This window comes from Rhizobium sp. Leaf321 (assembly GCF_001423215.1).
Classification (GTDB): Bacteria; Pseudomonadota; Alphaproteobacteria; order Rhizobiales; family Rhizobiaceae; genus Neorhizobium; species Neorhizobium soli.
Genome location: NZ_LMOF01000006.1, coordinates 134,952 through 158,729 on the forward strand (window position 1 = coordinate 134,952; position 23,778 = coordinate 158,729).

Sequence of the window (23,778 nt, forward strand, 5' to 3'; positions counted from 1 at the left end):
AGAGCAGTCCCAGCAGACGTGCGAAGCGGACGTGCGTCCGGAGTTTCGTCCGATATCAGGCCACAGCCGAAAAGCAGGGTGCTCTGATGGGCGCCTATATTCTTCGTCGCCTGCTGCTGATGATCCCGACGCTGGTCGGCATCATGGCAATCTCCTTCCTTGTCGTGCAGTTTGCGCCCGGCGGTCCTGTCGAGCAGATCATTGCGCAGGTTCAGGGACAGGATAGCGGCGACCGCCTTTCGGGCGGCGGTGGCGATCTCATGGGCCAGGGCGGCGGTGGCGATGAATCGCGCTATCGCGGCGCCCAGGGGCTCGATCCGGAATTCATCAAGAAGCTCGAGCAGCAATTCGGTTTCGACAAGCCGCCGCTCACTCGCTTTCTCGACATGATGTGGAATTACGCGCGCTTTGATTTCGGCGAAAGCTTCTTCCGCAACACATCCGTGATCGACCTGATCATCGACAAGCTGCCGGTGTCGATCTCGCTCGGTTTCTGGATTCTGATCGTGTCCTATCTGATCTCGATCCCGCTCGGCATTCGCAAGGCGGTCAAGGACGGCTCGACCTTCGACGTCTGGACGTCGGGCATCGTCATCGTCGGCTATGCGGTTCCGGGCTTCCTGTTCGGCATCCTGTTGATCGTGATGTTCGCAGGCGGTTCCTTCCTCGACTGGTTCCCCCTGCGGGGCCTCGTCTCTGATAATTTCGACCAGCTCACCTGGTGGCAGAAGATCATCGACTATTTCTGGCACCTGACGCTGCCGCTGATCGCGCTGTCGCTATCGGCCTTTGCCACGACAACGCTTCTGACCAAAAATTCCTTTATCGACGAGATCAAGAAACAGTATGTCACGACCGCCCGCGCCAAGGGTCTCAACGAGCGGCAGGTGCTTTATGGCCACGTCTTCCGCAACGCCATGCTGATCGTCATCGCCGGTTTCCCGAGCGCCTTTATCTCGGCCTTCTTTACCGGCTCACTGCTGATTGAGAACATCTTCTCGCTGGATGGGCTCGGCCGCCTCGGCTACCTCTCCATCATCAACCGCGATTATCCGATCGTGTTCGGCACGCTCTACATCTTCTCGCTGATGGGCCTTGTCGTCAGCCTGATCTCCGACCTCGTCTATACCTGGATCGATCCGCGCATCGATTTCGAGCGGAGGGACGTGTGATGCAGACACCTGCCGTGACACCGTCCGAGACAATTCCCGTAAAGCGCACGCTGATGTCGCCGACCAATCGACGACGGCTCGCCAATTTCCGTGCCAACAAGCGCGGCTTCTGGTCGTTCTGGATCTTCATGGTCCTGTTCGTTCTGGCGCTGTCTGCCGAGGTCATCGCCAACGACCGGCCGATCATCGCGTCCTACAAGGGCGAGATCCTCTATCCTGTGATGATTGATTATCCGGAAGAGAAATTCGGCGGCTTCCTCGCCACGACCGATTACCGCTCCGACTTCATCCAGCAGGAGATCGAGGCCAATGGCTGGATGATCTGGCCGCCGATCCGCTATTCCTATCAGACGGTGAATTCGCAGATCCCGCACTCGGCCCCGACAAAACCCTTCTGGCTGATGTCGGCAGATGAACGCTGCAAGGCCTATCCGCAGGGCGCGCAGGATCCCAATTGCAGCCTCGGCAACCTCAACTGGCTCGGCACGGATGATCAGGCACGCGATGTGATGGCGCGGATGATCTACGGTTTCCGGCTCTCCGTCCTGTTCGGCCTGGCGCTCACCATCTGTTCGGCCGTCATTGGCGTGACATCAGGCGCCATTCAGGGCTATTTCGGCGGCTGGGTCGATCTCCTGATGCAGCGCTTCATCGAGATCTGGTCATCGATGCCGGTCCTCTACATCCTGCTGATCATCGCAGCCATCCTGCCGCCGGGCTTCTTCGTGCTGCTCGGCATCATGCTGTTGTTTTCCTGGGTGGGCTTTGTCGGCGTGGTGCGGGCAGAATTCCTGCGAGCCCGCAATTTCGAATATGTCCGCGCCGCCCGCGCTTTGGGGGTCGGCAATGCCACGATCATGTATCGGCACCTTTTGCCGAATGCGATGGTCGCCACCCTGACCTTCCTTCCCTTCATCCTGTCGGGCTCCATCGCAACATTGACCTCGCTCGACTTCCTGGGCCTCGGCATGCCGGCCGGATCGCCGTCGCTCGGGGAAATGATCGCCCAGGGCAAGAACAACCTTCAGGCGCCATGGCTCGGCCTCACGGCCTTCTTCACGATGTCGATCATGATGTCGCTGCTGATCTTCATCGGCGAGGCGGTGCGCGATGCCTTCGATCCGAGAAAGACGTTTGGGTGAAACCATGACCGAACCGCTTCTCTCCGTGCGTGATCTCTCCGTCGCCTTCCACCAGGGCGGCGCAACGACGCTCGCCGTCGACAAGGTGTCGTTCGACATCAAGCCGGGCGAGGTTCTGGCGCTGGTCGGCGAATCCGGGTCCGGCAAGTCTGTAACGGCCAATTCCGTCCTCAAGCTTCTGCCCTATCCGTCGGCAAGCCATCCCTCCGGCCAGATCCTGTTTGATGGCCGCGATCTCCTGCAGGCATCGGAACCCGACCTGCGCCGCGTGCGCGGCAACGACATCACGATGATCTTTCAAGAGCCGATGACCTCGCTCAATCCGCTCCACACGATCGAGAAGCAGATCGGCGAGATCCTCGATCTGCATCAGGGCGTCTCCGGCCAGACGGCGCGGGATCGTACGCTGGAACTGTTGAACCAGGTCGGCATCCGCGAGCCGGAAAAGCGCCTTCAGGCCTATCCGCATGAGCTTTCGGGCGGCCAGCGCCAGCGCGTGATGATCGCCATGGCGCTTGCCAACCGGCCGAAACTCTTGATCGCCGACGAACCGACGACGGCGCTCGACGTTACGGTGCAGGCGCAGATCCTCGATCTGTTGCGCGCGCTAAAGGGCGAGCACGGCATGTCGATGCTGTTCATCACCCACGATCTCGGCATCGTGCGGAAATTCGCCGATCGTGTCTGCGTCATGACCAAGGGCAAGATCGTCGAGGCAGGCAGCGTCGAGGACGTCTTTACCAAGCCGCAGCATCCTTATACCCAGCACCTCCTGGCGTCCGAACCGCGCGGCGAACCGCCGGTCGTCGATCCCAAGAGCCCTGTGGTAATGGAAGGCAAGGACATCCGTGTCTGGTTCCCGGTCAAGGCTGGTTTCATGCGCAGGGTGGTCGATCACGTCAAGGCGGTCGATGGTGTCGACCTGACGCTGCGCGCCGGTGAAACGCTGGGCGTCGTCGGCGAATCCGGTTCCGGCAAGACGACGCTGGGCTTGGCGCTCGCAAGGCTGATTTCGTCCGAAGGCCGCATCGTCTTCATCGGCAACGATATCGGCAACTATTCCTTCAAGCAGATGCGCCCGTTCCGCGACAGGCTGCAGGTCGTGTTTCAGGATCCGTTCGGTTCGCTCAGCCCGCGCATGCCGGTCGGCGAAATCATTGCCGAGGGTCTCAAGGTCCATGAGAGCCAGCTTTCGGCCGATGAGCGGGATGCCCGCGTCGTCTGGGCGCTTGGCGAAGTCGGGCTCGATCCGGCCACGCGCTGGCGTTACCCGCATGAATTCTCGGGCGGCCAGCGGCAGCGTATCGCGATTGCCCGCGCCATGGTGCTGAAGCCACGCTTCGTCATGCTCGACGAACCGACGTCCGCGCTCGACATGACCGTGCAGGCGCAGGTGGTCGATCTCCTGCGCGACCTGCAGAAGAAGCACAACCTTGCCTACCTCTTCATCAGCCATGATCTGAAGGTGGTAAAGGCGCTCGCCAACCACGTCATCGTCATGCGGCTCGGCAAAGTGGTCGAAGAGGGCCCGGCCGATCAGATCTTCCGCGCGCCCCGCGAGGATTATACCCGCGCCCTGATGGCCGCCGCCTTCAACCTGGAAGCCGTCGAAGTCGGCGCCATCAATCAGTAATCTCAAAATCCGGGAATAAGTCATGTCCGAAAAAGGCGCGGTCGTCATCGATCTCAAATTCGAGCAGCGTGAAATGCACGCCGCCCTCGAGGGCGCCTTCCCCGGGCGAACCATCCTGCATGCCGCAGACAAGGCGGCGGATCTGTCACAGGCGCGCTATGCGGTCATGTGGAAGCCGGATGTCGATCTCTTCCAGCGCGCGCCGAACCTCTACGTGCTCTTCTCCGGCGGCGCCGGCGTGGATTCCATCCTCGCCACACCCGGACTGCCGGATCGCGCGATCGTCCGCTTCGTCGATCAGAGCCTGACGACACGCATGAGCGAATGGGTTGTCCTGCAGGCGCTGAGCCACCTGCGACAGATGCCGACCTACCTTGCCCAGCAGCGTCGCAGCGAGTGGCGCGAGCTCGCCCAGCCGGAGGCGAAGGACCTGACGGTCGGCGTGATGGGTCTCGGCAAGCTGGGTCTCGATTCCGTCGCCAAGCTCAAGGTCATGGGCTTCAACGTCGTCGGCTGGTCACGCAGTCTCAAGGTGATCGAGGGCGTCGAGACGTTCGATGCCGATGGTCTGAATGCATTTCTCGGTCGAACCGATATCCTCGTCGGCCTCCTGCCGCTGACGCCGGAGACCCGCGGCCTGTTCGATTCGTCGCTGTTTGCGAAACTCCGTCAAGGCGGCGCTCTTGGCAAACCGGTCTTCATCAACGCCGGCCGCGGCGGCAGCCAGGTCGAGGCCGATCTCGTGTCGGCGCTCGAGAGTGGCATGCTGGGTGGAGCGTCGCTGGATGTCTTCGAACAGGAGCCGTTGTCGAAGGAGAGCCCTTTCTGGTCCATGGACAACGTCATCGTGACGCCGCATGCAGCCTCCGCGTCGGATATCCGCGCACTGTTTCGCAATGCCGAGGTGCAGATGCAGCGGTTCGAAGCCGGTGAGGCACTGCAGCACGTCGTGGACCGCACAGCCGGCTATTAGGCCATGTTCCCGATCCCGAAGGGCCGAAACGGAACCATTCGCACCAACCCGCGGTTTAGCTGGCATGGACCGGCGTGACGACGATGATGCCGGCAATGGAGGAGTGATCATGAACACCCGTTTCGATGCCGACAAACCCACACCGAACGTCTCGCGCGGCACAAGTTCCAACCCGAACGGCGCACCGGTTCAGGAAACTGCGACCGAAGCGCGGCAGGGTTCCTACGGCAAGCCGATGCTGATCGTGCTGGTTTGCGGTCTCGTTCTTGCGATCGTCGCCTGGAGCGGCGCCGAGTGGTGGGGCGAATCGACAGATGCTCCGACGGAGCAAACCGCCACGCCGCCGGCTGGTAGCACGACACCTGGCAACTCTACCGGCGCAGCACCCAGCAACGCACCGGTCACCCAGCCGCAGGCCCCGACAACCAATGATCGTCCCTCCGGAAATCCATGATTGGCCCGTCTCGTTCGGTCGCGATCTCGCGGCCGAATTGCGTTCTGGACTTGCCAAGTCATTTGCCGATAAGACTTTGCCCGGGATTGGCGCAGGGTTTCGAAATCTCGCGAGACGCCGATGTGGTGGAGCCGGCCGTCTGGCCGGGCAGGGGCAGGCATGACGAAGACTGATATTGCGACCAGGGTTTATAACCACACCTGGAAGCTCGACCCGATCATACGCAGTCTGATCGACACCGATTTTTACAAGCTGCTGATGTTGCAGATGATCTGGAAACTTTATCCGGACGTCAACGCGACTTTTTCGGTCATCAACCGGACGACCAGCGTGAAACTCGCCGAGGAAATCGACGAGGCTGCCTTGCGCGAGCAGCTCGATCATGCCCGCACTGTCGGTCTTTCCAAGAAGGAAATGATCTGGCTCACCGGTAACACCTTCTACGGCAAGAAGCAGATTTTCGAGCCGGAATTCCTGACCTGGCTTTCGACGTTCAAGCTGCCGGAATACGAACTTTCCAAGCATAACGGCCAATACGAGCTGACCTTCCACGGCAAGTGGATGGAGACGACGATGTGGGAAATCCCGGCATTGGCGATCATCAACGAGATGCGGTCCCGCTCGGCCATGCGGACGCTCGGCTATTTCACCCTCGATGTGCTCTATGCGCGCGCCAAGGCCAAGATGTGGGAGAAGGTCGAGCGTCTGCGCACGCTTCCCGGTCTTCGTATCTCCGATTTCGGCACCCGCCGCCGCCACAGCTTCATGTGGCAGCGCTGGTGTGTCGAGGCCCTGAAGGAAGGCATCGGCGGCGCCTTTACCGGGACGAGCAACGTGCTCCTGGCAATGGATTCCGATCTCGAAGCCGTCGGCACCAACGCGCACGAACTTCCCATGGTGGCCGCAGCCTTGGCGGAGACCGACGAGGACCTGCGTCAGGCACCCTATCAGGTGCTGAAAGACTGGAACCGACTTTATCACGGCAACCTCTTGATCGTGCTTCCCGATGCGTTCGGCACGGCCGCCTTCCTGCGCGACGCTCCGGACTGGGTTGCCGACTGGACCGGTTTCCGTCCCGACAGCGCGCCGCCGATCGAAGGCGGCGAAAAGATCATCGCCTGGTGGAACAAGATGGGGCGTGATCCGAGAGAAAAGCTGCTGATCTTTTCGGACGGTCTGGATGTCGAAGCAATCGTCGATACCTATCGCCATTTCGAGGGACGGGCACGCATGAGCTTCGGCTGGGGGACAAACCTCACCAATGATTTTGCCGATTGTGCGCCACAGGAAATCGCCGGTCTCAAGCCGATCTCGGTCGTCTGCAAGGTGACCGAAGCGAATGGCCGCCCCGCCGTCAAGCTTTCCGACAATCCCCGCAAGGCTACCGGCGAACCGTCGGAAGTCGAGCGCTATCTCAAATTCTTCGGTCAGGAAGACCGCGTCGACCAAAAGGTCGTCGTCTAGTCATTTCCGCAATCAAAAAGGCCCGGCGAGGAAGCTCGCCGGGCCTTGTCTGTTTGGTGATGTCAGATCGAACTTACTGCTCGATCACCTGAACCACGGTGTTGGTTTCCGGATCAACGATGACGCGCTGGTTGTTGACGACCGTGTACGCGTATTTCGGATTGCTCGGCACAGGTGTCACGACGACGGTCTGCGGGATCCGCTTGCCGACGGCGATCGGCTGCTCGACCCTGTAGGCGGTGTTAGGCAGCGGCTGTTCCTGGACGTAGGTCACGACTTCGCGCGGTGGCGGGTCGATTGCTGTCCCGGCAACGGCGCCGATAACGCCACCAACTGCAGCGCCAACCGGGCCGCCAACGATCGCGCCGGTGACCGCGCCGCCTGCGGCGCCTGTAACAGTACCCTGCTGTGCAAAGGCTTGGCCGGTAAAGGCTGTCGCGAGGATGATGCAGGAAGCAAATGTCAGCTTCTTCATGGTGGTTCTCCTTTTTCTATACGCTCGGGCCTAACAACGGTAGAACTTGCAAACTCGTTCCGGAGCGGTTGTCACCTTTCGTAACCGGATGTAACGTTGTGCGGCGCTCTTGGCATCGGCGGATGTGGAGCAGGGCTTGCCTCTGCCGCGCTTCCGCCTATGTTTTCCTTCAACGCGCAGAGGAATTTGATGTGGAATACCGATTTCTGATTGTCGAAGACAGCTTGCTTGTCGCCATGGACATCGAGGATGCCGTCCATCGCAGCGGGCACGATGTCGTGGGCATTGCACCCGACATGACCGTTGCCTTGAACTACACCCGCGAGACCGACATCGCTTTCGTGGATGTCAGGCTGGCGGATGGGGAGACGGGTCCTGAAATCGCCAAGACGCTTGCCGAATTCGGCATCATCGTCATTATGATCACGGGCAATCCGGGTCTTGTCGCATCCGGAGTTTCAGGCGTTGTGGGCGTTATGGCGAAGCCCCTGACCGATCAGGCCTCCATGGATCTCATCCAGTTTGCGGTGGATCGCAAGAATGGCCGTCAGGGAACGCCGCCGGCAAGGCTGCGGCTGTTCCACTAATTGGTCTGTCCATAGCCGCATCAAGCGGTTATGACGTTACGCAAAGCAATTGCGGGACGATCGATGCGGTATTTCATCACTGGCACGGCGGGATTTATTGGCTTTCATCTGGCGCGGCGTCTGCTCCAGGATGGTCACGAGGTTCTCGGCTTCGATGGAATGACGCCCTATTACAGCCTCAAGCTCAAGGAAGCGCGCGTCGCCGGCCTCGTGCAGTTTCCCTCCTTCCGCCCCGTCGAGGCGATGCTGGAAGACCGGGAAACGCTGCAGGCGGCAACCCGCGAATTCAAACCTGACGTGATCGTCCATCTCGCCGCCCAGGCGGGCGTCCGCTATAGTCTCGAAAACCCCAAGGCCTATCTCGATAGCAATCTGATCGGCTCGTGGAACGTGCTCGAAGCGGCCCGCGAAGCCAATGTCGGCCACCTTCTGCTGGCTTCGACCTCCTCGGTCTACGGTGCCAATCCGGATATTCCCTTCCGCGAAACCGACAAGGCCGACGAGCCGCTCACCTTCTATGCGGCCAGCAAGAAGGCAATGGAGGCGATGGCCCATAGCTACGCCCATCTCTACAAGATCCCGACCACGGCCTTCCGCTTTTTCACCGTCTACGGCCCCTGGGGCCGGCCGGACATGGCTTTGTTCAAATTCGTCAAGGCGATGATTGAGGATCAGGAAATCGAGATCTACGGCGAAGGCAAGATGAGCCGCGATTTCACCTATATCGACGACCTCGTCGATTCGATCGTGGATCTCGCGTCGATCATTCCGTCTGAAGACAACCGCGTCGCCGGTATCGACACGCTGTCGCATCAGGGTCCGTTCCGCATCGTCAATATCGGCGGTGGTCAGCCTGCCGGTCTGATGGATTTCGTCGAAATGATCGAAAAGATCATGGGCAAACCGGCGAAACGGAAAATGCTGCCGATGCAGCAGGGCGACGTCCCCCGCACCTTCGCAAGCCCCGACCTGCTGCTCGCACTGACCGGCCGCAAACCCGAGATCGGCCTTAACGAAGGCGTTCGCGCTTTTGTCGAATGGTATCTGGAACACCGCAGCCAGATCGACTAGCGCTCGGGATGTTCAACGGGGGAAGTCTGAAGATTGGGTTGGGAAGTGATGGCGGACAGAGCGGGATTCGAACCCGCGATACGCTCTCACGTATACACACTTTCCAGGCGTGCGCCTTCAACCACTCGGCCACCTGTCCTTAAAACCGACGCAAGCCTTGGGCGAAGCAGCGGTCGGCGCGATATATACCAATGAATTTCCAAGGATCAACCGGAATCTGGACGATTTGCGCCAGTTGCACAAATCTTATGTCATGCGTTGTCACGGATCAGGCTTGCCACTATTTTGCTTCCTGCAGCGATTGAGTGCCATCAGGGGAGCCTGCGATGAGGACAGTAAGGTTTCTGATGCGGGCTTTGAGCCTCGCGGCGCTCATCGCAGCCGTCGTCGCCGGCACGATGGACTCGGTCAATTCGGTTTCCTCCTCCTCGGTCGTCATGACGAGCCTCGGCAATGCCTGGCTGAATTTCGATCCCGAAGGCCTGACGATGGCGGAGATTTCCGCCAATTCCTATGTCGGCTCGGATATCTGGCGTCCCTACGTGGCCCCGGTTCTGGCGCAGCCGGCCTTTGCGATCTTTCTCGGGCTGGCACTGTTTTTCTGGATGGTCGGATACAGGAAACCCGCGCCGTTCGGGCGTTTTTCTGCTAGATAGGGCAAGAGGCAGGCGAGGCGCGCCTCACTCGGGAGGTTGAAATGTTCTTGATCGATATGTTCAGCAAGAAAACTGTCATGCCATCGGTTGAAAAGGCCCTGCCCGGCAGAGAGACACCGGTCGCAACGTCGGACCATCATTTCGTCAACGGCCGCGCGCTGAAGGAACCCTATCCGGAAGGTCTGGATGTGGCGTATTTCGGCATGGGTTGCTTCTGGGGCGCCGAGCGGCTGTTCTGGCAAGTCCCGGGCGTTCATGTCACCTCAGTCGGCTTTGCGGGCGGCTTGACCCCGAACCCGACCTATCACGAGACAACAACAGGGCTGACCGGGCACGCGGAAATCGTGAAAGTCGTGTTCGATCCGGAGATCGTCTCCTACCGTCAGCTTCTGAAGCTGTTTTTCGAGGAGCACGATCCGACGCAAGGGATGCGGCAGGGCAATGATATCGGCACGACCTATCGGTCCGCGCTCTATACCACGTCGGCAGAGCAGGTGGTTGCGGCAGGCAAGGCGCTTGCCGCGTTTCAGGCTGCATTGACTGCTGCGGGGCGTGACGTCTCGATCACGACCGAGATCGCGCCGATTGGCAATTACTACTACGCCGAGGAGTGCCATCAGCAGTATCTGGCGAAGAACCCCGGCGGCTATTGCGGCTTGCGCGGAACAGGGGTGAGCTGTCCCGTCGCCTAGCCGCGCTGGCTGCCTAAAATCATCCCAGGCCGCCATGGATTTGAGCGACGCCGGCGCGAATTTGGTGAAGCCTTGAGCAGGGTTACGACCTGCCTGTGGTTTTTTACCAAACGAAAAAAATCTCGTGAAATTTTCCAACACCCATGCAAGAGTATTCGACAGCCAAGCCTTCGAAGAGGGGGGCAGGTGACCGTGAGCGATACCTCTGTGAGGCGCTGCGGGAGGACCTAACTTAAAAAAACAGGGCTGAATGATGAAAAAAACACTTTTGAGCCTCGTCGCCGTGGCCGCGCTGTCGTCGACAGCGATCGCCGCTGAAGTCAAGCCGGCGCTCGTCTATGGCACCGGCGGCAAGTTCGACAAATCGTTCAACGAAGCAGCCTATGCCGGTGCCGAGCAGTTCAAAAAGGAAACCGGCACCGACTATCGCGACTTCGAGCCGAAGGACGATACGCAGGGCGAGCAGGCTATCCGCAACTTCGCAAGCCGCGGATATAACCCGGTCGTCGCCGTTTCCTTTGCCTGGACTTCGGCGATGGAGAAGGTTGCCGCGGAATTCCCGGACACCAAGTTCGTCATCGTCGATTCCGTCGTTGACCTGAAGAACGTGCGTTCCGTTCTCTACAAGGAAGAGGAAGGCTCGTATCTCGTCGGCGTTCTCGCAGGCCTCGCCTCGAAGACCGGCAAGGTCGGCTTCATCGGCGGTATGGATATTCCGCTGATCCGCAAGTTCGGTTGCGGCTATGCCCAGGGCGTCAAGGCAGCAAAGCCTGATGCGCAGGTGTTCCAGAACATGACCGGCACGACCGGCGCGGCCTGGAACGACCCGGTTCGCGGTGGCGAGCTCACCAAGAACCAGATCGATCAGGGTGCCGACGTCGTTTACGCGGCAGCAGGTGCGACCGGTCTTGGCGTGCTTCAAACGGCGGCCGACAACAAGAAGTTCTCGATCGGCGTCGACAGCAACCAGAACCACCTTCATCCGGGTTCGGTCCTGACCTCGATGGTCAAGCGCGTCGATCTGGCTGTCTACAATGCCTACAAGGATCTGAAGGACGACAAGTTCACGGCCGGCATCCAGTCGCTCGGCGTCAAGGAAGACGGCGTTTCGGCTGCGATCGACGACAGCAACAAGTCGCTGATCACCCCTGAAATGCAGGCAGCCGTCGACAAGGCCAAGGCTGACATCATTGCCGGCACCGTCAAGGTTCACGACTACATGTCGGACAACGCCTGCCCGATGTAAGCAGGTAACCATCAAAGGGCGCATGGCGATCGATGTCGTCATGCGCCCTTTTTGTATATCCAGTGGAAGGGCGGATCATTGAGCTTCGAACCTGCGAAAGAGCCGGCGATCGAACTTGTCGGGATCGACAAGAAGTTTGGCGCTGTGCACGCGAACAAGAACATCAACCTCACGGTTGCCAAAGGCTCGATCCACGGCATTATCGGCGAAAACGGCGCCGGTAAGTCGACGCTGATGTCGATCCTCTACGGATTCTATCAGGCCGATGAGGGCGAGATTCGCATCTCCGGCAAGCCGGTGACGATCCGCGACAGCCAGGCCGCGATCTCGTCGGGCATCGGCATGGTGCACCAGCACTTCATGCTGGTCGAAAATTTCACGGTGCTCGAAAACGTCATGCTGGGCGCCGAGGGCGGCCAGTTGCTGCGCCGGGGCGTGGCCAGTGCCCGCAAGGAGCTGAAGCGTCTGGAGGACGATTACGGCCTCGACGTCGATCCCGATGCGGTCATCGAGGAATTGCCGGTCGGTCGCCAGCAGCGTGTCGAGATCCTGAAGGCCCTCTATCGCGGCGCCGAAATCCTCATTCTCGACGAGCCGACCGGCGTGTTGACACCTCCCGAGGCGGACCACCTGTTCAAGGTCCTGCGCGTGCTGCGCGACCAGGGCAAGACGATCATTCTCATCACCCACAAGCTGCGTGAGATCATGGCGATCACCGATACGGTCTCCGTCATGCGCCGCGGTGAAATCGTGGCCACCCGCAAGACTGCCGACACGACCGTCGAGGAACTTGCCGAACTGATGGTCGGTCGCCGTGTTTTGCTGCGTGTCGAAAAGGGCGAGGCCGATCCGGGCAAGGTTCTGCTGTCGGTCAAGAACCTCACCGTCAAGGATAGCCGCGGCGTGACGATGGTCGACGACGTGTCGTTCGAAGTCCGCGCCGGCGAGATCGTCGGCATTGCCGGTGTCGCTGGAAACGGCCAGTCGGAACTGCTGGAGGCCATCGCCGGCATCCGCAAGCCGTCCTCCGGCGAGATCATCGTCAACGGCCAGTCGATTGCCGGTTCAGATCCCGCCATGTTGCGCGCGCTCGGCCTCGCGCACATTCCGGAAGACCGCCATCATATGGGCCTCGTCCTCAAATTCGAGGAATATGAGAACTCCATCTTGGGCTATCATCGCGATCGCCGCTATGGCGGTGCGATGCTGGATCTCGACGCGATCCGCAAGCAGGCCGAGGAACAGATCGTCAAATACGACATCCGCCCCCCGAATGCGCGGTTGAAGACCGCCAATTTCTCCGGTGGCAACCAGCAGAAGATCGTCGTCGCCCGCGAGATCGAGCGCGATCCGGATGTGCTGATCATTGGCCAGCCCACCCGCGGCGTCGATATCGGCGCGATCGAGTTCATCCACAAGCGCATCATCGATACGCGCGATGCCGGCAAGGCCGTGCTTCTGGTCTCGGTCGAACTCGACGAGATCCGCTCCCTGTCGGACCGCATCCTTGTCATGTTTGCCGGCAAGGTCGTCGGTGAAAAGTCGGGCGAGGCGGCTGAGCAGACACTGGGCCTGATGATGGCCGGGATCGCAGCATGATCCGGCCGGGAATGATATTTTTGGAGTTTACGATGCCTGGGCTTCTCCCTGCAAACGACCGGAAGGGAGAGGGCGCATGAGCACCGCATCCGTGCCCCTGCCTGGCTGGATCAATTACGGCGTCATCCCGCTGATCAACCTCGCGCTCGCCTTCTTCTTTTCCGGCATCGTGGTGTGGGCGATCGGCGAAAACCCGTTCGAAGCGCTGCAGCTGCTTCTGGTCGGTGCGCTTGGCCGCGGCGAAGGCATTGGCTTCACCCTGTTTTACACCACGAGCTTCATCTTCACCGGCCTGTCGGTCGCAGTCGCCATCCATTCCGGCCTGTTCAACATCGGCTCGGAAGGCCAGGCCTATCTCGGTGGTCTCGGTGCTGCGCTGGTTGCGCTCTCGCTCGATGCCTATGTTCCCTGGTACGTGACGATGCCGTTTGCGGTGATCGGGGCAGCACTCTTCGGTGCCGCCTGCGCCGCCATCCCTGCCTGGCTTCAGGCAAAGCGCGGCAGCCACATCGTCATCACCACCATCATGTTCAATTTCATCGTGTCGTCGCTGATGAACTACGTGCTGGTGCACATGCTGATCGTGCCCGGCAAGATGGCGCCGGAAAGCCGCACGTTTTTGCCTGGCGGCCAGTTGCCCAAGCTCGACTGGCTGATCGCCATGTTCGGCGGCAAGCTCGGCGCTGCACCGCTCAACTTCTCGTTCCTGATCGCACTCATCATGTGCTTCCTCGTTTGGGTTCTGATCTGGCGCACCAAGCTCGGCTATGAAATGCGCACGCTCGGCATCAGCCCCTCTGCCGCAAGCTATGCCGGAATCGGGTATTCGAAGATCGTCATGATCACGATGCTGATTTCCGGCGGCCTTGCTGGCATGATGGCGCTGAATCCCGTCATGGGCGCGTCTGCCCGTCTGCAGATCGAATTCGTCGGTGGCGCCGGCTTTGTCGGCATCGCGGTGTCGCTGATGGGACGCAACCACCCGGCCGGCATCGTCCTTTCGGCACTGCTCTTCGGCATCCTCTATCAGGGCGGTGCCGAGCTTTCGTTCGACATGCCGGCGATCACGCGTGACATGATCGTCGTCATCCAGGGCATGGTCATCCTGTTTGCCGGTGCGCTCGAATATATGCTGCGACCGGCAATCGTGCGTGCCTACCAGCAGTTTGCCCGATCGCCGGCAGGGGGGAGATAGGCGCATGGATTATTTCGAAGTTTTTATCAGCATTCTCGGTTCTGCGATCCGCCTGTCGATCCCGCTGCTGTTTACTGCACTCGCTGGCCTGTTTTCCGAGCGTGCCGGTATTTTCGACATCGGGCTTGAAGGCAAGATGCTGGTATCGGCGTTCGCCTCGGCCTGCGTTGCCTATTACACCGGCAATGCCTGGGCGGGACTTGGTGCAGGCATCGTCACCGCCATCATGTTCTCCATGCTGCACGGCTTTGCCTCGATCACCAACCGGGGCAACCAGATCGTCTCCGGCGTGGCACTGAACTTCATCGCGGCGGGCCTCACCATCGTGCTCGGCCAAGCCTGGTTCAGCCAGGGCGGACGCACGGGACAGGTACCCGCATCCGGCCGCTTCTCCAGCATCACGCTTCCCGGCGCAGACATGATGCGTGAAGTGCCGATCATCGGTCCGCTCTATGCGAACGTGATCTCCGGCCACAATATCCTCACCTACATCGCCTTCCTGATGGTACCGCTGTCCTGGTGGATCCTCTACCGCACGCGCTTTGGTCTTCGTCTTCGCGCGGTCGGCGAAAATCCGGGCGCTGTCGATACGGCCGGCATCTCGGTCAGCTGGCTGCGCTACCGGGCATTGATCGTCACGGGCTTCCTCGCAGGCTTTGCCGGTACCTATCTCGCGATCGCCCAGTCGGCGGCCTTCATCAACAACATGTCGGCCGGCAAGGGTTACATCGCGCTTGCAGCGCTCATCTTCGCCAAGTGGAAACCGGTGCCGGTCATGTTCGCCTGCCTGCTGTTCGGCTTCCTCGATGCATTCGCGAACTTCATGCAGGGCAAGTCGCTTCCGCTGATCGGCGAAGTGCCGGTGCAGATTTTCCAGGCGCTGCCCTATATCCTCACCTGCGTGCTACTCGCCGGCTTTATCGGCATTGCCCGCCCGCCCAAGGCCGGCGGTGTCCCCTATACCAAGGAGCGCTGATCGCGATGTCCGAATTTTCGCCACACGACCTGTTCGAAGCTGCCCGCGATGCCATGTCGAAAGCGCATGCGCCCTATTCCAAGTTCCCGGTCGGTGCCGCCATCCTTGCCGATGACGGCAAGGTCTATCTCGGCGCCAATATCGAGAACTTGTCCTTCCCTCAAGGCTGGTGCGCCGAACCGACGGCAATCGGTGCCATGATCATGGGTGGCGGCAAGAAGGTGAAGTCGCTTGCGGTGATTGCCGAAAAGCTTCCGCTCTGCACGCCCTGCGGCGGCTGTCGCCAGAAGATCTCCGAATTCGCCTCCGCCGATACGCTCATCTATCTCTGCGATGACGCCGGCGTGCAGAAGACCGTGACGATGGCAGAACTTCTGCCCTACGCCTTTGAGACGGATACGATCGGATGAGAGACGTCATCGATCTGCTCGTCGATCGCCTCGATGGCCTCATTCCGCGCCATGCGATCGTGCTGGGCTCCGGCCTCGGAACTCTGGTGGAACAGGTGAGCGATCAGGTCCGTATTCCCTATACGATGCTGGAGGGCTTTCCCGTCAGCGGCGTCACGGGCCATGCCGGCGAACTGGTTGCCGGGTACCTCGGCGAAGAGCCTGTGATCATGCTGTCGGGCCGGGCGCATTATTACGAGCATGGCGATGCCAAGGCGATGCGCTTCCCAATCGAAGTGATGCGCGGTCTGGGTGTCCAGACCATGATCCTCACCAATTCCGCAGGCTCGCTCCGGGAAGACATGCCGCCGGGTTCGGTCATGCAGATCTCCGATCACATCAACTATTCCGGCATGAACCCGTTGATCGGCGAACGCGGCGACCAGCGCTTCGTGGGCATGACCTCGGCCTATGATGCGGGCCTGACGCTGGATATGCGCAATGCCGCGATACGAGCCGGCATTCCGCTGTTTTCCGGCGTCTACATGTGGTTCTCAGGCCCGAGCTTCGAAACGCCTGCGGAAATTCGCATGGCACGAACGCTCGGAGCCGATGCCGTCGGCATGTCCACCGTGCCGGAAGTCATCCTCGCCCGCTATTTTGGTATGAAGGTCGCAGCCGCGTCCGTGATTACGAATTTCGGTGCCGGAATGACAGGCGCCGAACTCAGCCATGATGAAACCAAGGATATGGCACCGGTCGGCGGCCAGCGGCTGGCTGCCGTTCTCAAGGAAATGCTCGCCTGATTCCCGTTTCAATTTAGCTGGATAGCTGTCCGCCGGCGACCGCACGCGTCCCGACGGCTTGCATATAATCCTTTCAACGATAAATATGTCCGCTCTTTAAGGGAGGCAGATCATGGAACTGCATAGTCCACGCGAAGCAGCATCCTTTGCGCTCTCGCTACTTGACCTTACGAACCTGCGCGACGACTGCGACGATGCCGCGATCGAGACATTGTGCGCGCGGGCGCAGACCCCGTATGGGGCCGCGGCCGCAATCTGCATCTGGCCGCGTTTCGTCGCCCATGCGCGCGGGATCCTGGGGCACGGTCACAAGGTCCGTATTGCCACGGTGGTGAATTTTCCAGGCGGTGACCTGCCGGTCGCCTCCGTGGTCGAAGAGACCCGGAAGGCTGTGGAAGATGGCGCCGACGAGATCGATCTGGTCATTCCCTATCGCAAGCTGATGGCGGGCGACGAGCAGGCGGTGACCGACATGGTCGAGGCCGTTCGCGCAGCCTGCCCGCAATCCTGCCTCAAGGTCATTCTCGAGACAGGAGAACTGAAGGACGCATCGCTCGTGGGACGCGGCTCGGAACTCGCGATCGCTGCCGGTGCCGATTTCATCAAGACTTCTACAGGCAAGGTGTCCGTCAACGCCACACTGGAAGCGGCAGACAGCATGCTGCGGGCCATCCGCGCCTCCAAGAAGCGCATCGGCTTCAAGCCGGCCGGTGGCATCAGCACGGTGGCGGATGCGGATCTCTATCTCCGGCTTGCCGAATCGACCATGGGCCCGAACTGGCTCATGCCGTCGACATTCCGCTTCGGCGCGTCCAGTCTTCTCGACGATATCCTGGGCGTGTTGAGCGGCGCACCCGCATCCCGCGCTTCCACCGGCTACTAGGCGCCATGATCCCGCAGGAGATCATCCGTCGCAAACGCGATGGCGAGGTTCTGTCATCGAATGACATCGCCGCATTCATCGCGGCGATGACGGATGAGACGATCTCCGAAGGGCAGGTTGCAGCCTTCGCCATGGCCGTCTTTTTCAAGGGCATGTCGCGGGACGAAACGATCGCGCTGACGCTGGCGATGCGCGATTCCGGTCGTGTGCTGCAATGGTCGGATGCCGGGCGCCCGGTGGCCGACAAGCATTCGACCGGTGGCGTCGGCGACAATGTCTCGCTGATGCTTGCACCGCTTGCGGCCGTCTGCGGCCTCGCCGTTCCGATGATCTCCGGTCGCGGCCTTGGCCATACCGGCGGCACGCTCGACAAGCTTGAGGCCATACCCGGTTACGACGTGATGCCGGATGAAACGCGCCTGCGTGCCGTCGTCAGGGATATCGGTTGCGCCATCGTCGGCCAGACCCAGGAACTGGCACCGGCCGATCGCAGGCTCTACGCGATCCGCGACGTCACCGCGACGGTCGAGGCCGTCTCTCTGATAACAGCCTCGATCCTCTCGAAAAAGCTTGCAGCCGGTCTCGAAACTCTCGTGCTCGACGTCAAGGTCGGCAGCGGTGCCTTCATGCGCTCCACGGCCGAAGCTGAGCTTCTGGCCCGCTCGCTGGTCGATGTCGCCAATGGCGCAGGCCTGAAGACCGTGGCTCTGCTGACGGATATGAACCAGCCGCTTGCCGATGCAGCCGGCAATGCGCTGGAGATCAAAAACTGTCTCTCGGTCCTCAAGGGAGAGAAAGCAGGGACGCGACTGGAAAGCGTCGTGATCGCCGAAACCGCGGAAATGCTGGTTCTGAGCAATCTCGTTGCGACCATCACAGAGGCTGAAGAGGTTGCGCGACGGGCACTGGCATCCGGTGCAGCCCTGGAACGCTTTGCTCGTATGGCCCATGCGCTGGGCGGTCCGGCAGATTTCTGCGATAGGCCGGATGTCTATCTTGCGGAGGCGCCAGTCATTCGCCCGGTCCTCGCTCCTGCCGATGGCTTTCTCGCCACCTGCGAAACGCGCGCACTCGGCATGGCGGTGGTGGAGCTTGGCGGCGGCAGGCGCCGTGCCGGAGACGCGATCGACCATCGCGTCGGCATCGATGCCATTCTCCCGCTTGGCACCAAAGTCTCAAAAGGGCATCCGATCGCCATGGTCCATGCAGCAACACAAGACGATGCAGCACGCGCCGTAGCCGACGTCACCGCCTGCTATTCGATGTCGGACGAAGCGCCTGTCCTAATGCCGGTCACTCTTGGCCGGGTCGAGTAATCTCTAAGGGATCAGCGTCAGGCTTCCATCTTCGACTTGGAAGGCCTTCAGTTTCTTCAGGAAAGTCATGCCGATCAGCGTGCCGGAAAGCGCCTCGTCGCGCAGCACGAAGGCATCGACCTGTCTGACCCGGACATTGCCGATCTCGATGCGATCGAGGATGACGCGCGCGCCGTCCGTCTTGCCGTTCGCCGTATTCATCTGATACCGGAAATCGAGACTGTTGACCCCGAAGCCCAGCTTGCGGGCCGTGCTTTCGTTGATGGTGACGGCCGATGCGCCGGTATCGATCAGCCCTTCCACCATCTTGCCGTTGATCCGGAACTGGCCGCTGAAATGGCCTCTGCCATCGGCCAACAGCCGCAGCCGGCCGGGGGACACGGAAGCGGGTCGGGCCTTCGCAGAGCTCGGCGTTTCCGCAGTGCCGCTCGCAGGCTCCGGCACGCGATCAACAAGCGTCATCACCGCCGGGATTTGCGTTGCAAGCAGAGCTGCGAGGCCAGCGAAAACAAGGGTGCGCAGAAGCATGGTCATCCTTTGCGAGTTCGCCTTGAAGGTAGCAAAGGACAATGAAAAAATGGCCCGCGAAAAGCTTCGCAGGCCATTGGCATGAAATCTAGGTAAGCAAAGTCTGAACTGCGTTACTTCGTGCCGTACATCCGGTCACCAGCGTCGCCAAGGCCGGGCATGATATAGCCCTTTTCATTGAGGTGGCTGTCGATCGAAGCCGTATAGATCTTCACGTCGGGATGCGCGTCCTGGAAATTCTTGAGACCTTCCGGGGCTGCAAGAAGGCAGAGGAAACGGATGTTCTTTGCCCCACGCTCCTTGAGCTTTTCGATCGCGGCGATCGCCGAATTGCCCGTCGCGAGCATCGGATCAACGACAATCAGCAATCGCTCATCGAGATTTTCAGGCGCCTTGAAATAGTATTCCACCGGCTGCAGCGTATCGTGGTCCCGGTAGAGGCCGATATGCGAGACACGCGCCGATGGCACCAGCTCAAGCATTCCCTCCAGAAGGCCGTTGCCGGCACGCAGGATGGACACGAACACGAGCTTCTTGCCTTCGACGACGGGCGCCTGCATCTGCGTCAGCGGCGTCTCGATCGTCTCCATGGTGAGGTCGAGATCCCGCGTCACTTCATAGCAGAGAAGCATGGAAATCTCGCGCAACAGCCGCCGAAAGCCGGCCGTCGAGGTTTCCTTCTTGCGCATGATGGTCAGCTTGTGCTGCACCAGCGGATGATCGATGACAGTCACGCCGTCCATGGTTTTACCTCTCTGTTGTCCGTGTCTTCATCCGGGAAAATGACCGCGCGCGCAAGTCGTCATTGTGCCGCGGTAGCGTCAAACCGGGCAAGCAGCGCGCCGCGGGTCGCCTCGTCCACAAAAGCCGCCTCGATCGCGACACGGGTCATGGCATCGATTTCGGCATCGCTAAAACCCATGACCTCCGCCGCAATGTCGTATTCCCGGGCAAGCGAAGTCTTGAAGAACGGCGGGTCATCGGAATTGATGCAGACCCGCACACCAGCAGCCTTCAGGGCTTTTAGGGGATGGCTCTCGAAATCCGGAAAGACCTGCAGCGCGATATTCGAACCGGGGCAGACTTCCAGCACGGTTCCGAGCTCGACCAGCCGCTCGACCAGAGCGGGATCTTCGATGGCGCGAACGCCGTGGCCTATCCGCGATGGACGCACGAGATCGAGCGCGTCGGACACGCTGAATGCCCCGCAGACTTCGCCGGCATGGATCGTCAGACCAAGACCCGCGTCGCGAGCAATATCGAATGCACGCGCATAATCGGCAACGCGGCCCATACGCTCCTCGCCGGCCATGTTGAAACCCGTGATCAGCGGGTTCCGGCATCGGGCGGCATATTCCGCGGCGGCAATCACGCTGTCAGGGCCGAAATGCCGCTCGCCGGTCACGATGATGCGTGTCTCGATCCCGGTCTTTTCCTTCGCGGCGTGAATACCATCGCAGAGACCGGCGAGATAGGCGTCGGCACCGAGCCCGATGCGGTCGCCATGATCAGGCGATACGATGATCTCGCTGTAGATCGTGTTGCAGGCGGCAAGCTCGCAGAGATAGGTCTCCGTCAGCAGCGCATAGTCGGCTTCCGTTCGGAACAGCGAGGCGATGGCGTCGTAGCTCAGGATGAACTCGGAAAAATCCTTCCAGGTATAGGTGTCACCGGAGAGGAGAGGGGCGATGTCCACGCCGTATTTCTGGGCTTGCGTCCGTGCCAGATGCGGGGGCGTGGCACCTTCGATGTGGCAGTGGATCTCGGCCTTCACAAAGTTCTTCGTCACAGAAAACTCCATCCGTGTCTTCCGGCAGGAATGCCGAGATGGGCAGCGACTGTCTCACCGATATCGGCGAAAGTCGGCCTGAGCCCGATCGAGCGGGAGCGAATGCCGGGACCGAACGCCATGATCGGCACCCGCTCGCGTGTGTGGTCGGTGCCGCGCCAGGTCGGATCGCAGCCGTGGTCGGCGGTGATGATCACCATATCGCCCGGCTGGAGGCGGCGATGCACTTCCGGAAGAGACCGGTCGAACTCTTCGAGCGCGGCCGCATAGCCCGCGACGTCGCGACGATGCCCGTAGAGCATGTCGAAATCAACGAAGTTGGTGAAGACGAGATCGCCTTGCTCGGCTTGCGCCATCGTGTCGAGCGTCGCATCCATCAGGGCGTGGTTGCCGTTTGCCTTGATCACGCGGCTGATGCCCTGGTGCGCGAAGATATCACCGATCTTGCCGACGGCGTGGACGGTTCGGCCCGCCGAAACCAGCCGGTCGAGCAATGTCGGCTCCGGCGGCAGCACTGAATAGTCGCGCCGGTTGCCGGTTCGCTCGAACGTCTCCGGCGTCTCGCCAGTGAATGGTCGGGCAATCACCCTTCCGATATTCAAGGGATCGAGCAGCGTCCGCACGGTCTCGCACAGCTTCAACAACCGCTCCAGCCCGAAATGGGTCTCGTGAGCGGCGATCTGGAAGACGCTGTCGCTGGACGTATAGCAGATCGGCTTGCCCGTCCGGACATGCTCTTCTCCGAGTTTTGCGATAATGTCTGTGCCCGAGGCATGGCAGTTGCCGAGAACGCCGGGAATCCCGGCTTCGCGGCAGATCGCCTCGACGAGTTCGGGCGAAAACGCATCGCCTTCGGTCGGGAAATAACCCCAGTCGAAGGTGACCGGCGTGCCGGCGATTTCCCAATGTCCCGACGGCGTGTCCTTGCCAAGCGACAGTTCGTTTGCCGCGCCGTGAAGGCCGAAGACGCGTTCGGGCCGCTGCATGCCGATCGGGTAGTCGCCGCTGGCAAGCTTTGCGATTTCGAGCAGGCCGAGCGAGGACATGTTCGGAAGGCTGAGCGGCCCCTGCCTCAGGCCGGCGCGGTCTGCAGCACCAGCGGCACAGAATTCGGCAATATGGCCGAACGTGTTGGAGCCAAGGTCATTATACGCCTGCGCATCCTGGCCGCCGCCGACGCCGAAGGAATCGAGAACGAAGAGGAAGGCCCGTGCCATCTGTCACCCGGAAATTGAAATCGCCTGTGCGGACAAGTGACACAAATCACCTGCCCGGATGGCGATACATATAGTCGCGCGATCATGTTGGCAAAGGGGAAGCAGAGGACCGCGTCAGCAGCCGTTACAGTCGATACTGGTTCCGACGCGTTGACGGTAGTAGTACTGGCGGCTGAGCGTGATCGTCTGGAGCTGAGGCGGAAGCAGTCCCGGCATGATCATCAGCAACTTGTGCGTAACCGATAGCTCTGTACGCACCAGAAACGTGCTGGCTGTGCGCATGTCGCTCGGAACGTTGACGGTGCTGCCCACCGGGTACGGCTTGCCGTTAGACTGATCCCACGACCAGGCAACGGTCGGATTGCTGTTTGCGTCCAGCTGCACGCCGGTGATCTTCAGGCTCAGGTTCTGCGGCGCGTAGGGCGCAAAGATGCTGCCCGTCACATCCTTCATTGTGGCAAGCCACGTCGGGGTCACGCTCGCCTGCTGCGTCGTGATGTCGGCAATCGTGCTTGCGGAACTCGCGGTTCGCTTGGAGACACTGAGCGCAATCGTCAGCTCGAATGCCGTGATGTAGAGAAAGATCAGAAGCGGCACGATCAACGCGAACTCGACGGCGCCCGCGCCCTTCGTGTCAACGATCAATGCCCTGAAGCGGCAGAGCCATCCGGTCTGTGCAGCCCGCCTGGTTGTTGGGGTCGCCATCACGGATAGTCCTCGTTCTGGAATGCAGCCGTCTCGACGATCAGGAAGTAGTTGGGCCGTGTCCCGTTGGTTGGCCGGACATTGGTTATGTAGGGACGCACCAGATCGGTGATGACCTCCCATTTGTAATAGGCCCTCAGCATATTGACGGTCTTTGGCCCGCCCGGCGAATAATAGTTGATGGAGGCCGTATCCAGTTCGCCGAAAGCGGTGTTTGCGGGCGTCCGGGGTACCGTCTTCGGGATCGCCGAGAAGGTCGTAAAGCTGCGAACGTCGAGCCAGAGCTTGTTCGGGGTCGCGATTTCCGATGCATCGCATTTGATCAGGATCGCAATCTCGCCGCAGAACGCGGTCCGGAATTTCGTCCGGTCCATATCGGTGCCGGGACGGCCGAGAGCGTAGGTGATGTTGCCTGTTCTGATCTTGCGGGCCATCGTGTCGACGGCATTGGCAACCAGTTGCTCGCCGGCGAAGGCAACAAAGGTTTCGATGATGGCAAAGACGATCACGAAATAGGGGATGGCCAGGAGCGCAAATTCGATCGCCGCGGCACCATCCGTGGACCGGCTGAACCGGCGCCACGGACGCCGAGAGTGCGTCGCCGGCACGCGCGACGCGCCAGCGCCGTCAGTGTGCCTATCGTTCTGATGCATTGCCGCCCCCGGTCCATTCGAGCCGCAATACTAGGAGGGGAATATTGATATTCCGTTGCCGAATGGGATTAGAGTTTAGGCACCTGTGTCCACGTAGAGCAGGTCGGGCGACGCAGCTGGGCAATTTTCTGTCTGGCGTCGTGTCAGATCAAGGCCG

General features: G+C 60.7%; 25 protein-coding genes and 1 tRNA gene. 18 read left to right on the forward strand and 8 right to left on the reverse strand.

Going from position 1 to position 23,778, the window contains the following annotated elements:
- Positions 1-86 precede the first annotated feature (86 nt).
- The 6 genes from ASF70_RS07035 to pncB all read left to right on the forward strand — a co-directional run bounded on the left by ASF70_RS07035 (position 87) and on the right by pncB (position 6,838).
- Positions 87-1,172 carry a microcin C ABC transporter permease YejB gene (locus tag ASF70_RS07035; protein ID WP_062454147.1) on the forward strand — a complete coding sequence of 362 codons (1,086 nt, stop codon included), beginning with the start codon at positions 87-89 and terminating at the stop codon, positions 1,170-1,172.
- The gene (locus ASF70_RS07040) at positions 1,172-2,314 is read left to right on the forward strand and encodes an ABC transporter permease (RefSeq protein ID WP_062578658.1); all 1,143 of its coding nucleotides are present in this window, start codon (positions 1,172-1,174) and stop codon (positions 2,312-2,314) included. The genes ASF70_RS07035 and ASF70_RS07040 overlap by 1 nt, the downstream gene beginning before the upstream one ends.
- A 4-nt stretch (positions 2,315-2,318) precedes the next feature.
- Positions 2,319-3,947: an ABC transporter ATP-binding protein gene (locus ASF70_RS07045; protein WP_062580099.1), complete on the forward strand. Its 1,629-nt coding sequence runs from the start codon at positions 2,319-2,321 to the stop codon at positions 3,945-3,947.
- 22 nt (positions 3,948-3,969) lie between these two features.
- The gene (locus ASF70_RS07050; protein WP_062578659.1) at positions 3,970-4,920 is read left to right on the forward strand and encodes a glyoxylate/hydroxypyruvate reductase A; all 951 of its coding nucleotides are present in this window, start codon (positions 3,970-3,972) and stop codon (positions 4,918-4,920) included.
- Between the two features lie 109 nt (positions 4,921-5,029).
- Positions 5,030-5,374, forward strand: a complete 345-nt coding sequence (locus tag ASF70_RS07055; protein WP_156461794.1) for a hypothetical protein — start codon at positions 5,030-5,032, stop codon at positions 5,372-5,374.
- A gap of 159 nt (positions 5,375-5,533) precedes the next feature.
- Entirely contained in the window at positions 5,534-6,838 is a 1,305-nt protein-coding gene (gene pncB / locus ASF70_RS07060; protein WP_062578663.1) for a nicotinate phosphoribosyltransferase, read from the forward strand.
- A 73-nt stretch (positions 6,839-6,911) separates the two neighbouring features.
- Here pncB and ASF70_RS07065 read toward each other — a convergent pair whose 3' ends face one another.
- Positions 6,912-7,313, reverse strand: a complete 402-nt coding sequence (locus tag ASF70_RS07065; RefSeq protein ID WP_062578665.1) for a DUF1236 domain-containing protein — start codon at positions 7,311-7,313, stop codon at positions 6,912-6,914.
- A 191-nt stretch (positions 7,314-7,504) separates the two neighbouring features.
- On the opposite strand from ASF70_RS07065, the gene ASF70_RS07070 reads away from it, so the two are divergent.
- Complete coding sequence (locus ASF70_RS07070) at positions 7,505-7,900, forward strand: response regulator (protein WP_062454141.1); 396 nt, start codon at positions 7,505-7,507, stop codon at positions 7,898-7,900.
- Positions 7,901-7,963: 63 nt separating this feature from the next.
- On the forward strand, positions 7,964-8,971 hold the full coding sequence (locus ASF70_RS07075) for an NAD-dependent epimerase/dehydratase family protein (RefSeq protein WP_062578667.1): 1,008 nt from the start codon (positions 7,964-7,966) through the stop codon (positions 8,969-8,971).
- 49 nt (positions 8,972-9,020) lie between these two features.
- Here ASF70_RS07075 and ASF70_RS07080 read toward each other — a convergent pair.
- Positions 9,021-9,110 (reverse strand) — tRNA-Ser (locus ASF70_RS07080).
- A 187-nt stretch (positions 9,111-9,297) separates the two neighbouring features.
- Here ASF70_RS07080 and ASF70_RS07085 point away from each other — a divergent pair.
- The 10 genes from ASF70_RS07085 (at position 9,298) to deoA (ending at position 18,729) form a co-directional block, all read left to right on the forward strand.
- The gene (locus ASF70_RS07085) at positions 9,298-9,627 is read left to right on the forward strand and encodes a hypothetical protein (RefSeq protein WP_062578669.1); all 330 of its coding nucleotides are present in this window, start codon (positions 9,298-9,300) and stop codon (positions 9,625-9,627) included.
- Between the two features lie 41 nt (positions 9,628-9,668).
- Positions 9,669-10,319 carry a peptide-methionine (S)-S-oxide reductase MsrA gene (gene msrA, locus ASF70_RS07090; RefSeq protein WP_062454138.1) on the forward strand — a complete coding sequence of 217 codons (651 nt, stop codon included), beginning with the start codon at positions 9,669-9,671 and terminating at the stop codon, positions 10,317-10,319.
- Between the two features lie 253 nt (positions 10,320-10,572).
- A complete protein-coding gene (locus tag ASF70_RS07095; RefSeq protein WP_062580101.1) occupies positions 10,573-11,565 on the forward strand; it encodes a BMP family ABC transporter substrate-binding protein in 993 nt (330 codons plus the stop codon).
- Between the two features lie 78 nt (positions 11,566-11,643).
- Positions 11,644-13,164 carry an ABC transporter ATP-binding protein gene (locus tag ASF70_RS07100; RefSeq protein ID WP_062578671.1) on the forward strand — a complete coding sequence of 507 codons (1,521 nt, stop codon included), beginning with the start codon at positions 11,644-11,646 and terminating at the stop codon, positions 13,162-13,164.
- Between the two features lie 76 nt (positions 13,165-13,240).
- Entirely contained in the window at positions 13,241-14,359 is a 1,119-nt protein-coding gene (locus ASF70_RS07105; protein ID WP_062578673.1) for an ABC transporter permease, read from the forward strand.
- Between the two features lie 4 nt (positions 14,360-14,363).
- Positions 14,364-15,335 carry an ABC transporter permease gene (locus ASF70_RS07110; protein ID WP_062578674.1) on the forward strand — a complete coding sequence of 324 codons (972 nt, stop codon included), beginning with the start codon at positions 14,364-14,366 and terminating at the stop codon, positions 15,333-15,335.
- A 5-nt stretch (positions 15,336-15,340) separates the two neighbouring features.
- On the forward strand, positions 15,341-15,745 hold the full coding sequence (locus tag ASF70_RS07115) for a cytidine deaminase (RefSeq protein WP_062454134.1): 405 nt from the start codon (positions 15,341-15,343) through the stop codon (positions 15,743-15,745).
- Positions 15,742-16,530: a purine-nucleoside phosphorylase gene (locus ASF70_RS07120; RefSeq protein WP_062578677.1), complete on the forward strand. Its 789-nt coding sequence runs from the start codon at positions 15,742-15,744 to the stop codon at positions 16,528-16,530. Before ASF70_RS07115 ends, ASF70_RS07120 begins: the two co-directional genes overlap by 4 nt.
- A 112-nt stretch (positions 16,531-16,642) precedes the next feature.
- Positions 16,643-17,413, forward strand: coding sequence for a deoxyribose-phosphate aldolase (gene deoC / locus ASF70_RS07125; protein ID WP_062454132.1), 771 nt, complete (start codon positions 16,643-16,645; stop codon positions 17,411-17,413).
- Positions 17,414-17,418: 5 nt separating this feature from the next.
- Entirely contained in the window at positions 17,419-18,729 is a 1,311-nt protein-coding gene (gene deoA, locus ASF70_RS07130; protein WP_062578678.1) for a thymidine phosphorylase, read from the forward strand.
- Between the two features lie 3 nt (positions 18,730-18,732).
- On the opposite strand, the gene ASF70_RS07135 is transcribed toward deoA, so the two are convergent.
- From ASF70_RS07135 to ASF70_RS07160, 6 genes are all read right to left on the reverse strand, one after another.
- A complete protein-coding gene (locus ASF70_RS07135; RefSeq protein WP_062578680.1) occupies positions 18,733-19,257 on the reverse strand; it encodes a TIGR02281 family clan AA aspartic protease in 525 nt (174 codons plus the stop codon).
- Positions 19,258-19,370: 113 nt separating this feature from the next.
- Positions 19,371-20,000 (reverse strand): uracil phosphoribosyltransferase, encoded by a 630-nt coding sequence (upp, locus tag ASF70_RS07140; protein WP_062454129.1) that lies wholly within the window; start codon positions 19,998-20,000, stop codon positions 19,371-19,373.
- 59 nt (positions 20,001-20,059) lie between these two features.
- Positions 20,060-21,046, reverse strand: a complete 987-nt coding sequence (locus ASF70_RS07145; protein ID WP_062580104.1) for an adenosine deaminase — start codon at positions 21,044-21,046, stop codon at positions 20,060-20,062.
- A complete protein-coding gene (locus ASF70_RS07150) occupies positions 21,043-22,263 on the reverse strand; it encodes a phosphopentomutase (RefSeq protein WP_062578682.1) in 1,221 nt (406 codons plus the stop codon). Before ASF70_RS07150 ends, ASF70_RS07145 begins: the two co-directional genes overlap by 4 nt.
- Positions 22,264-22,377: 114 nt before the next feature.
- Entirely contained in the window at positions 22,378-22,968 is a 591-nt protein-coding gene (locus ASF70_RS07155; protein WP_062578683.1) for a TadE/TadG family type IV pilus assembly protein, read from the reverse strand.
- The gene (locus ASF70_RS07160; protein WP_062578685.1) at positions 22,968-23,621 is read right to left on the reverse strand and encodes a TadE/TadG family type IV pilus assembly protein; all 654 of its coding nucleotides are present in this window, start codon (positions 23,619-23,621) and stop codon (positions 22,968-22,970) included. The genes ASF70_RS07155 and ASF70_RS07160 overlap by 1 nt, the downstream gene beginning before the upstream one ends.
- Positions 23,622-23,778: the final 157 nt, after the last annotated feature.

Bases quoted from the DNA above. Each gene is read 5' to 3' on its own strand.
- ASF70_RS07035 (WP_062454147.1), top strand. From the start codon at position 87: ATGGGCGCCTATATTCTTCGTCGCCTGCTGCTGATGATCCCGACGCTG.
- ASF70_RS07040 (WP_062578658.1), top strand. From the start codon at position 1,172: ATGCAGACACCTGCCGTGACACCGTCCGAGACAATTCCCGTAAAGCGC.
- ASF70_RS07045 (WP_062580099.1), top strand. From the start codon at position 2,319: ATGACCGAACCGCTTCTCTCCGTGCGTGATCTCTCCGTCGCCTTCCAC.
- ASF70_RS07050 (WP_062578659.1), top strand. From the start codon at position 3,970: ATGTCCGAAAAAGGCGCGGTCGTCATCGATCTCAAATTCGAGCAGCGT.
- ASF70_RS07055 (WP_156461794.1), top strand. From the start codon at position 5,030: ATGAACACCCGTTTCGATGCCGACAAACCCACACCGAACGTCTCGCGC.
- pncB (WP_062578663.1), top strand. From the start codon at position 5,534: ATGACGAAGACTGATATTGCGACCAGGGTTTATAACCACACCTGGAAG.
- ASF70_RS07065 (WP_062578665.1), bottom strand. From the start codon at position 7,313: ATGAAGAAGCTGACATTTGCTTCCTGCATCATCCTCGCGACAGCCTTT.
- ASF70_RS07075 (WP_062578667.1), top strand. From the start codon at position 7,964: ATGCGGTATTTCATCACTGGCACGGCGGGATTTATTGGCTTTCATCTG.
- ASF70_RS07085 (WP_062578669.1), top strand. From the start codon at position 9,298: ATGAGGACAGTAAGGTTTCTGATGCGGGCTTTGAGCCTCGCGGCGCTC.
- msrA (WP_062454138.1), top strand. From the start codon at position 9,669: ATGTTCTTGATCGATATGTTCAGCAAGAAAACTGTCATGCCATCGGTT.
- ASF70_RS07095 (WP_062580101.1), top strand. From the start codon at position 10,573: ATGAAAAAAACACTTTTGAGCCTCGTCGCCGTGGCCGCGCTGTCGTCG.
- ASF70_RS07105 (WP_062578673.1), top strand. From the start codon at position 13,241: ATGAGCACCGCATCCGTGCCCCTGCCTGGCTGGATCAATTACGGCGTC.
- ASF70_RS07110 (WP_062578674.1), top strand. From the start codon at position 14,364: ATGGATTATTTCGAAGTTTTTATCAGCATTCTCGGTTCTGCGATCCGC.
- ASF70_RS07115 (WP_062454134.1), top strand. From the start codon at position 15,341: ATGTCCGAATTTTCGCCACACGACCTGTTCGAAGCTGCCCGCGATGCC.
- ASF70_RS07120 (WP_062578677.1), top strand. From the start codon at position 15,742: ATGAGAGACGTCATCGATCTGCTCGTCGATCGCCTCGATGGCCTCATT.
- deoC (WP_062454132.1), top strand. From the start codon at position 16,643: ATGGAACTGCATAGTCCACGCGAAGCAGCATCCTTTGCGCTCTCGCTA.
- deoA (WP_062578678.1), top strand. From the start codon at position 17,419: ATGATCCCGCAGGAGATCATCCGTCGCAAACGCGATGGCGAGGTTCTG.
- ASF70_RS07135 (WP_062578680.1), bottom strand. From the start codon at position 19,257: ATGCTTCTGCGCACCCTTGTTTTCGCTGGCCTCGCAGCTCTGCTTGCA.
- upp (WP_062454129.1), bottom strand. From the start codon at position 20,000: ATGGACGGCGTGACTGTCATCGATCATCCGCTGGTGCAGCACAAGCTG.
- ASF70_RS07150 (WP_062578682.1), bottom strand. From the start codon at position 22,263: ATGGCACGGGCCTTCCTCTTCGTTCTCGATTCCTTCGGCGTCGGCGGC.
- ASF70_RS07155 (WP_062578683.1), bottom strand. From the start codon at position 22,968: ATGGCGACCCCAACAACCAGGCGGGCTGCACAGACCGGATGGCTCTGC.
- ASF70_RS07160 (WP_062578685.1), bottom strand. From the start codon at position 23,621: ATGCATCAGAACGATAGGCACACTGACGGCGCTGGCGCGTCGCGCGTG.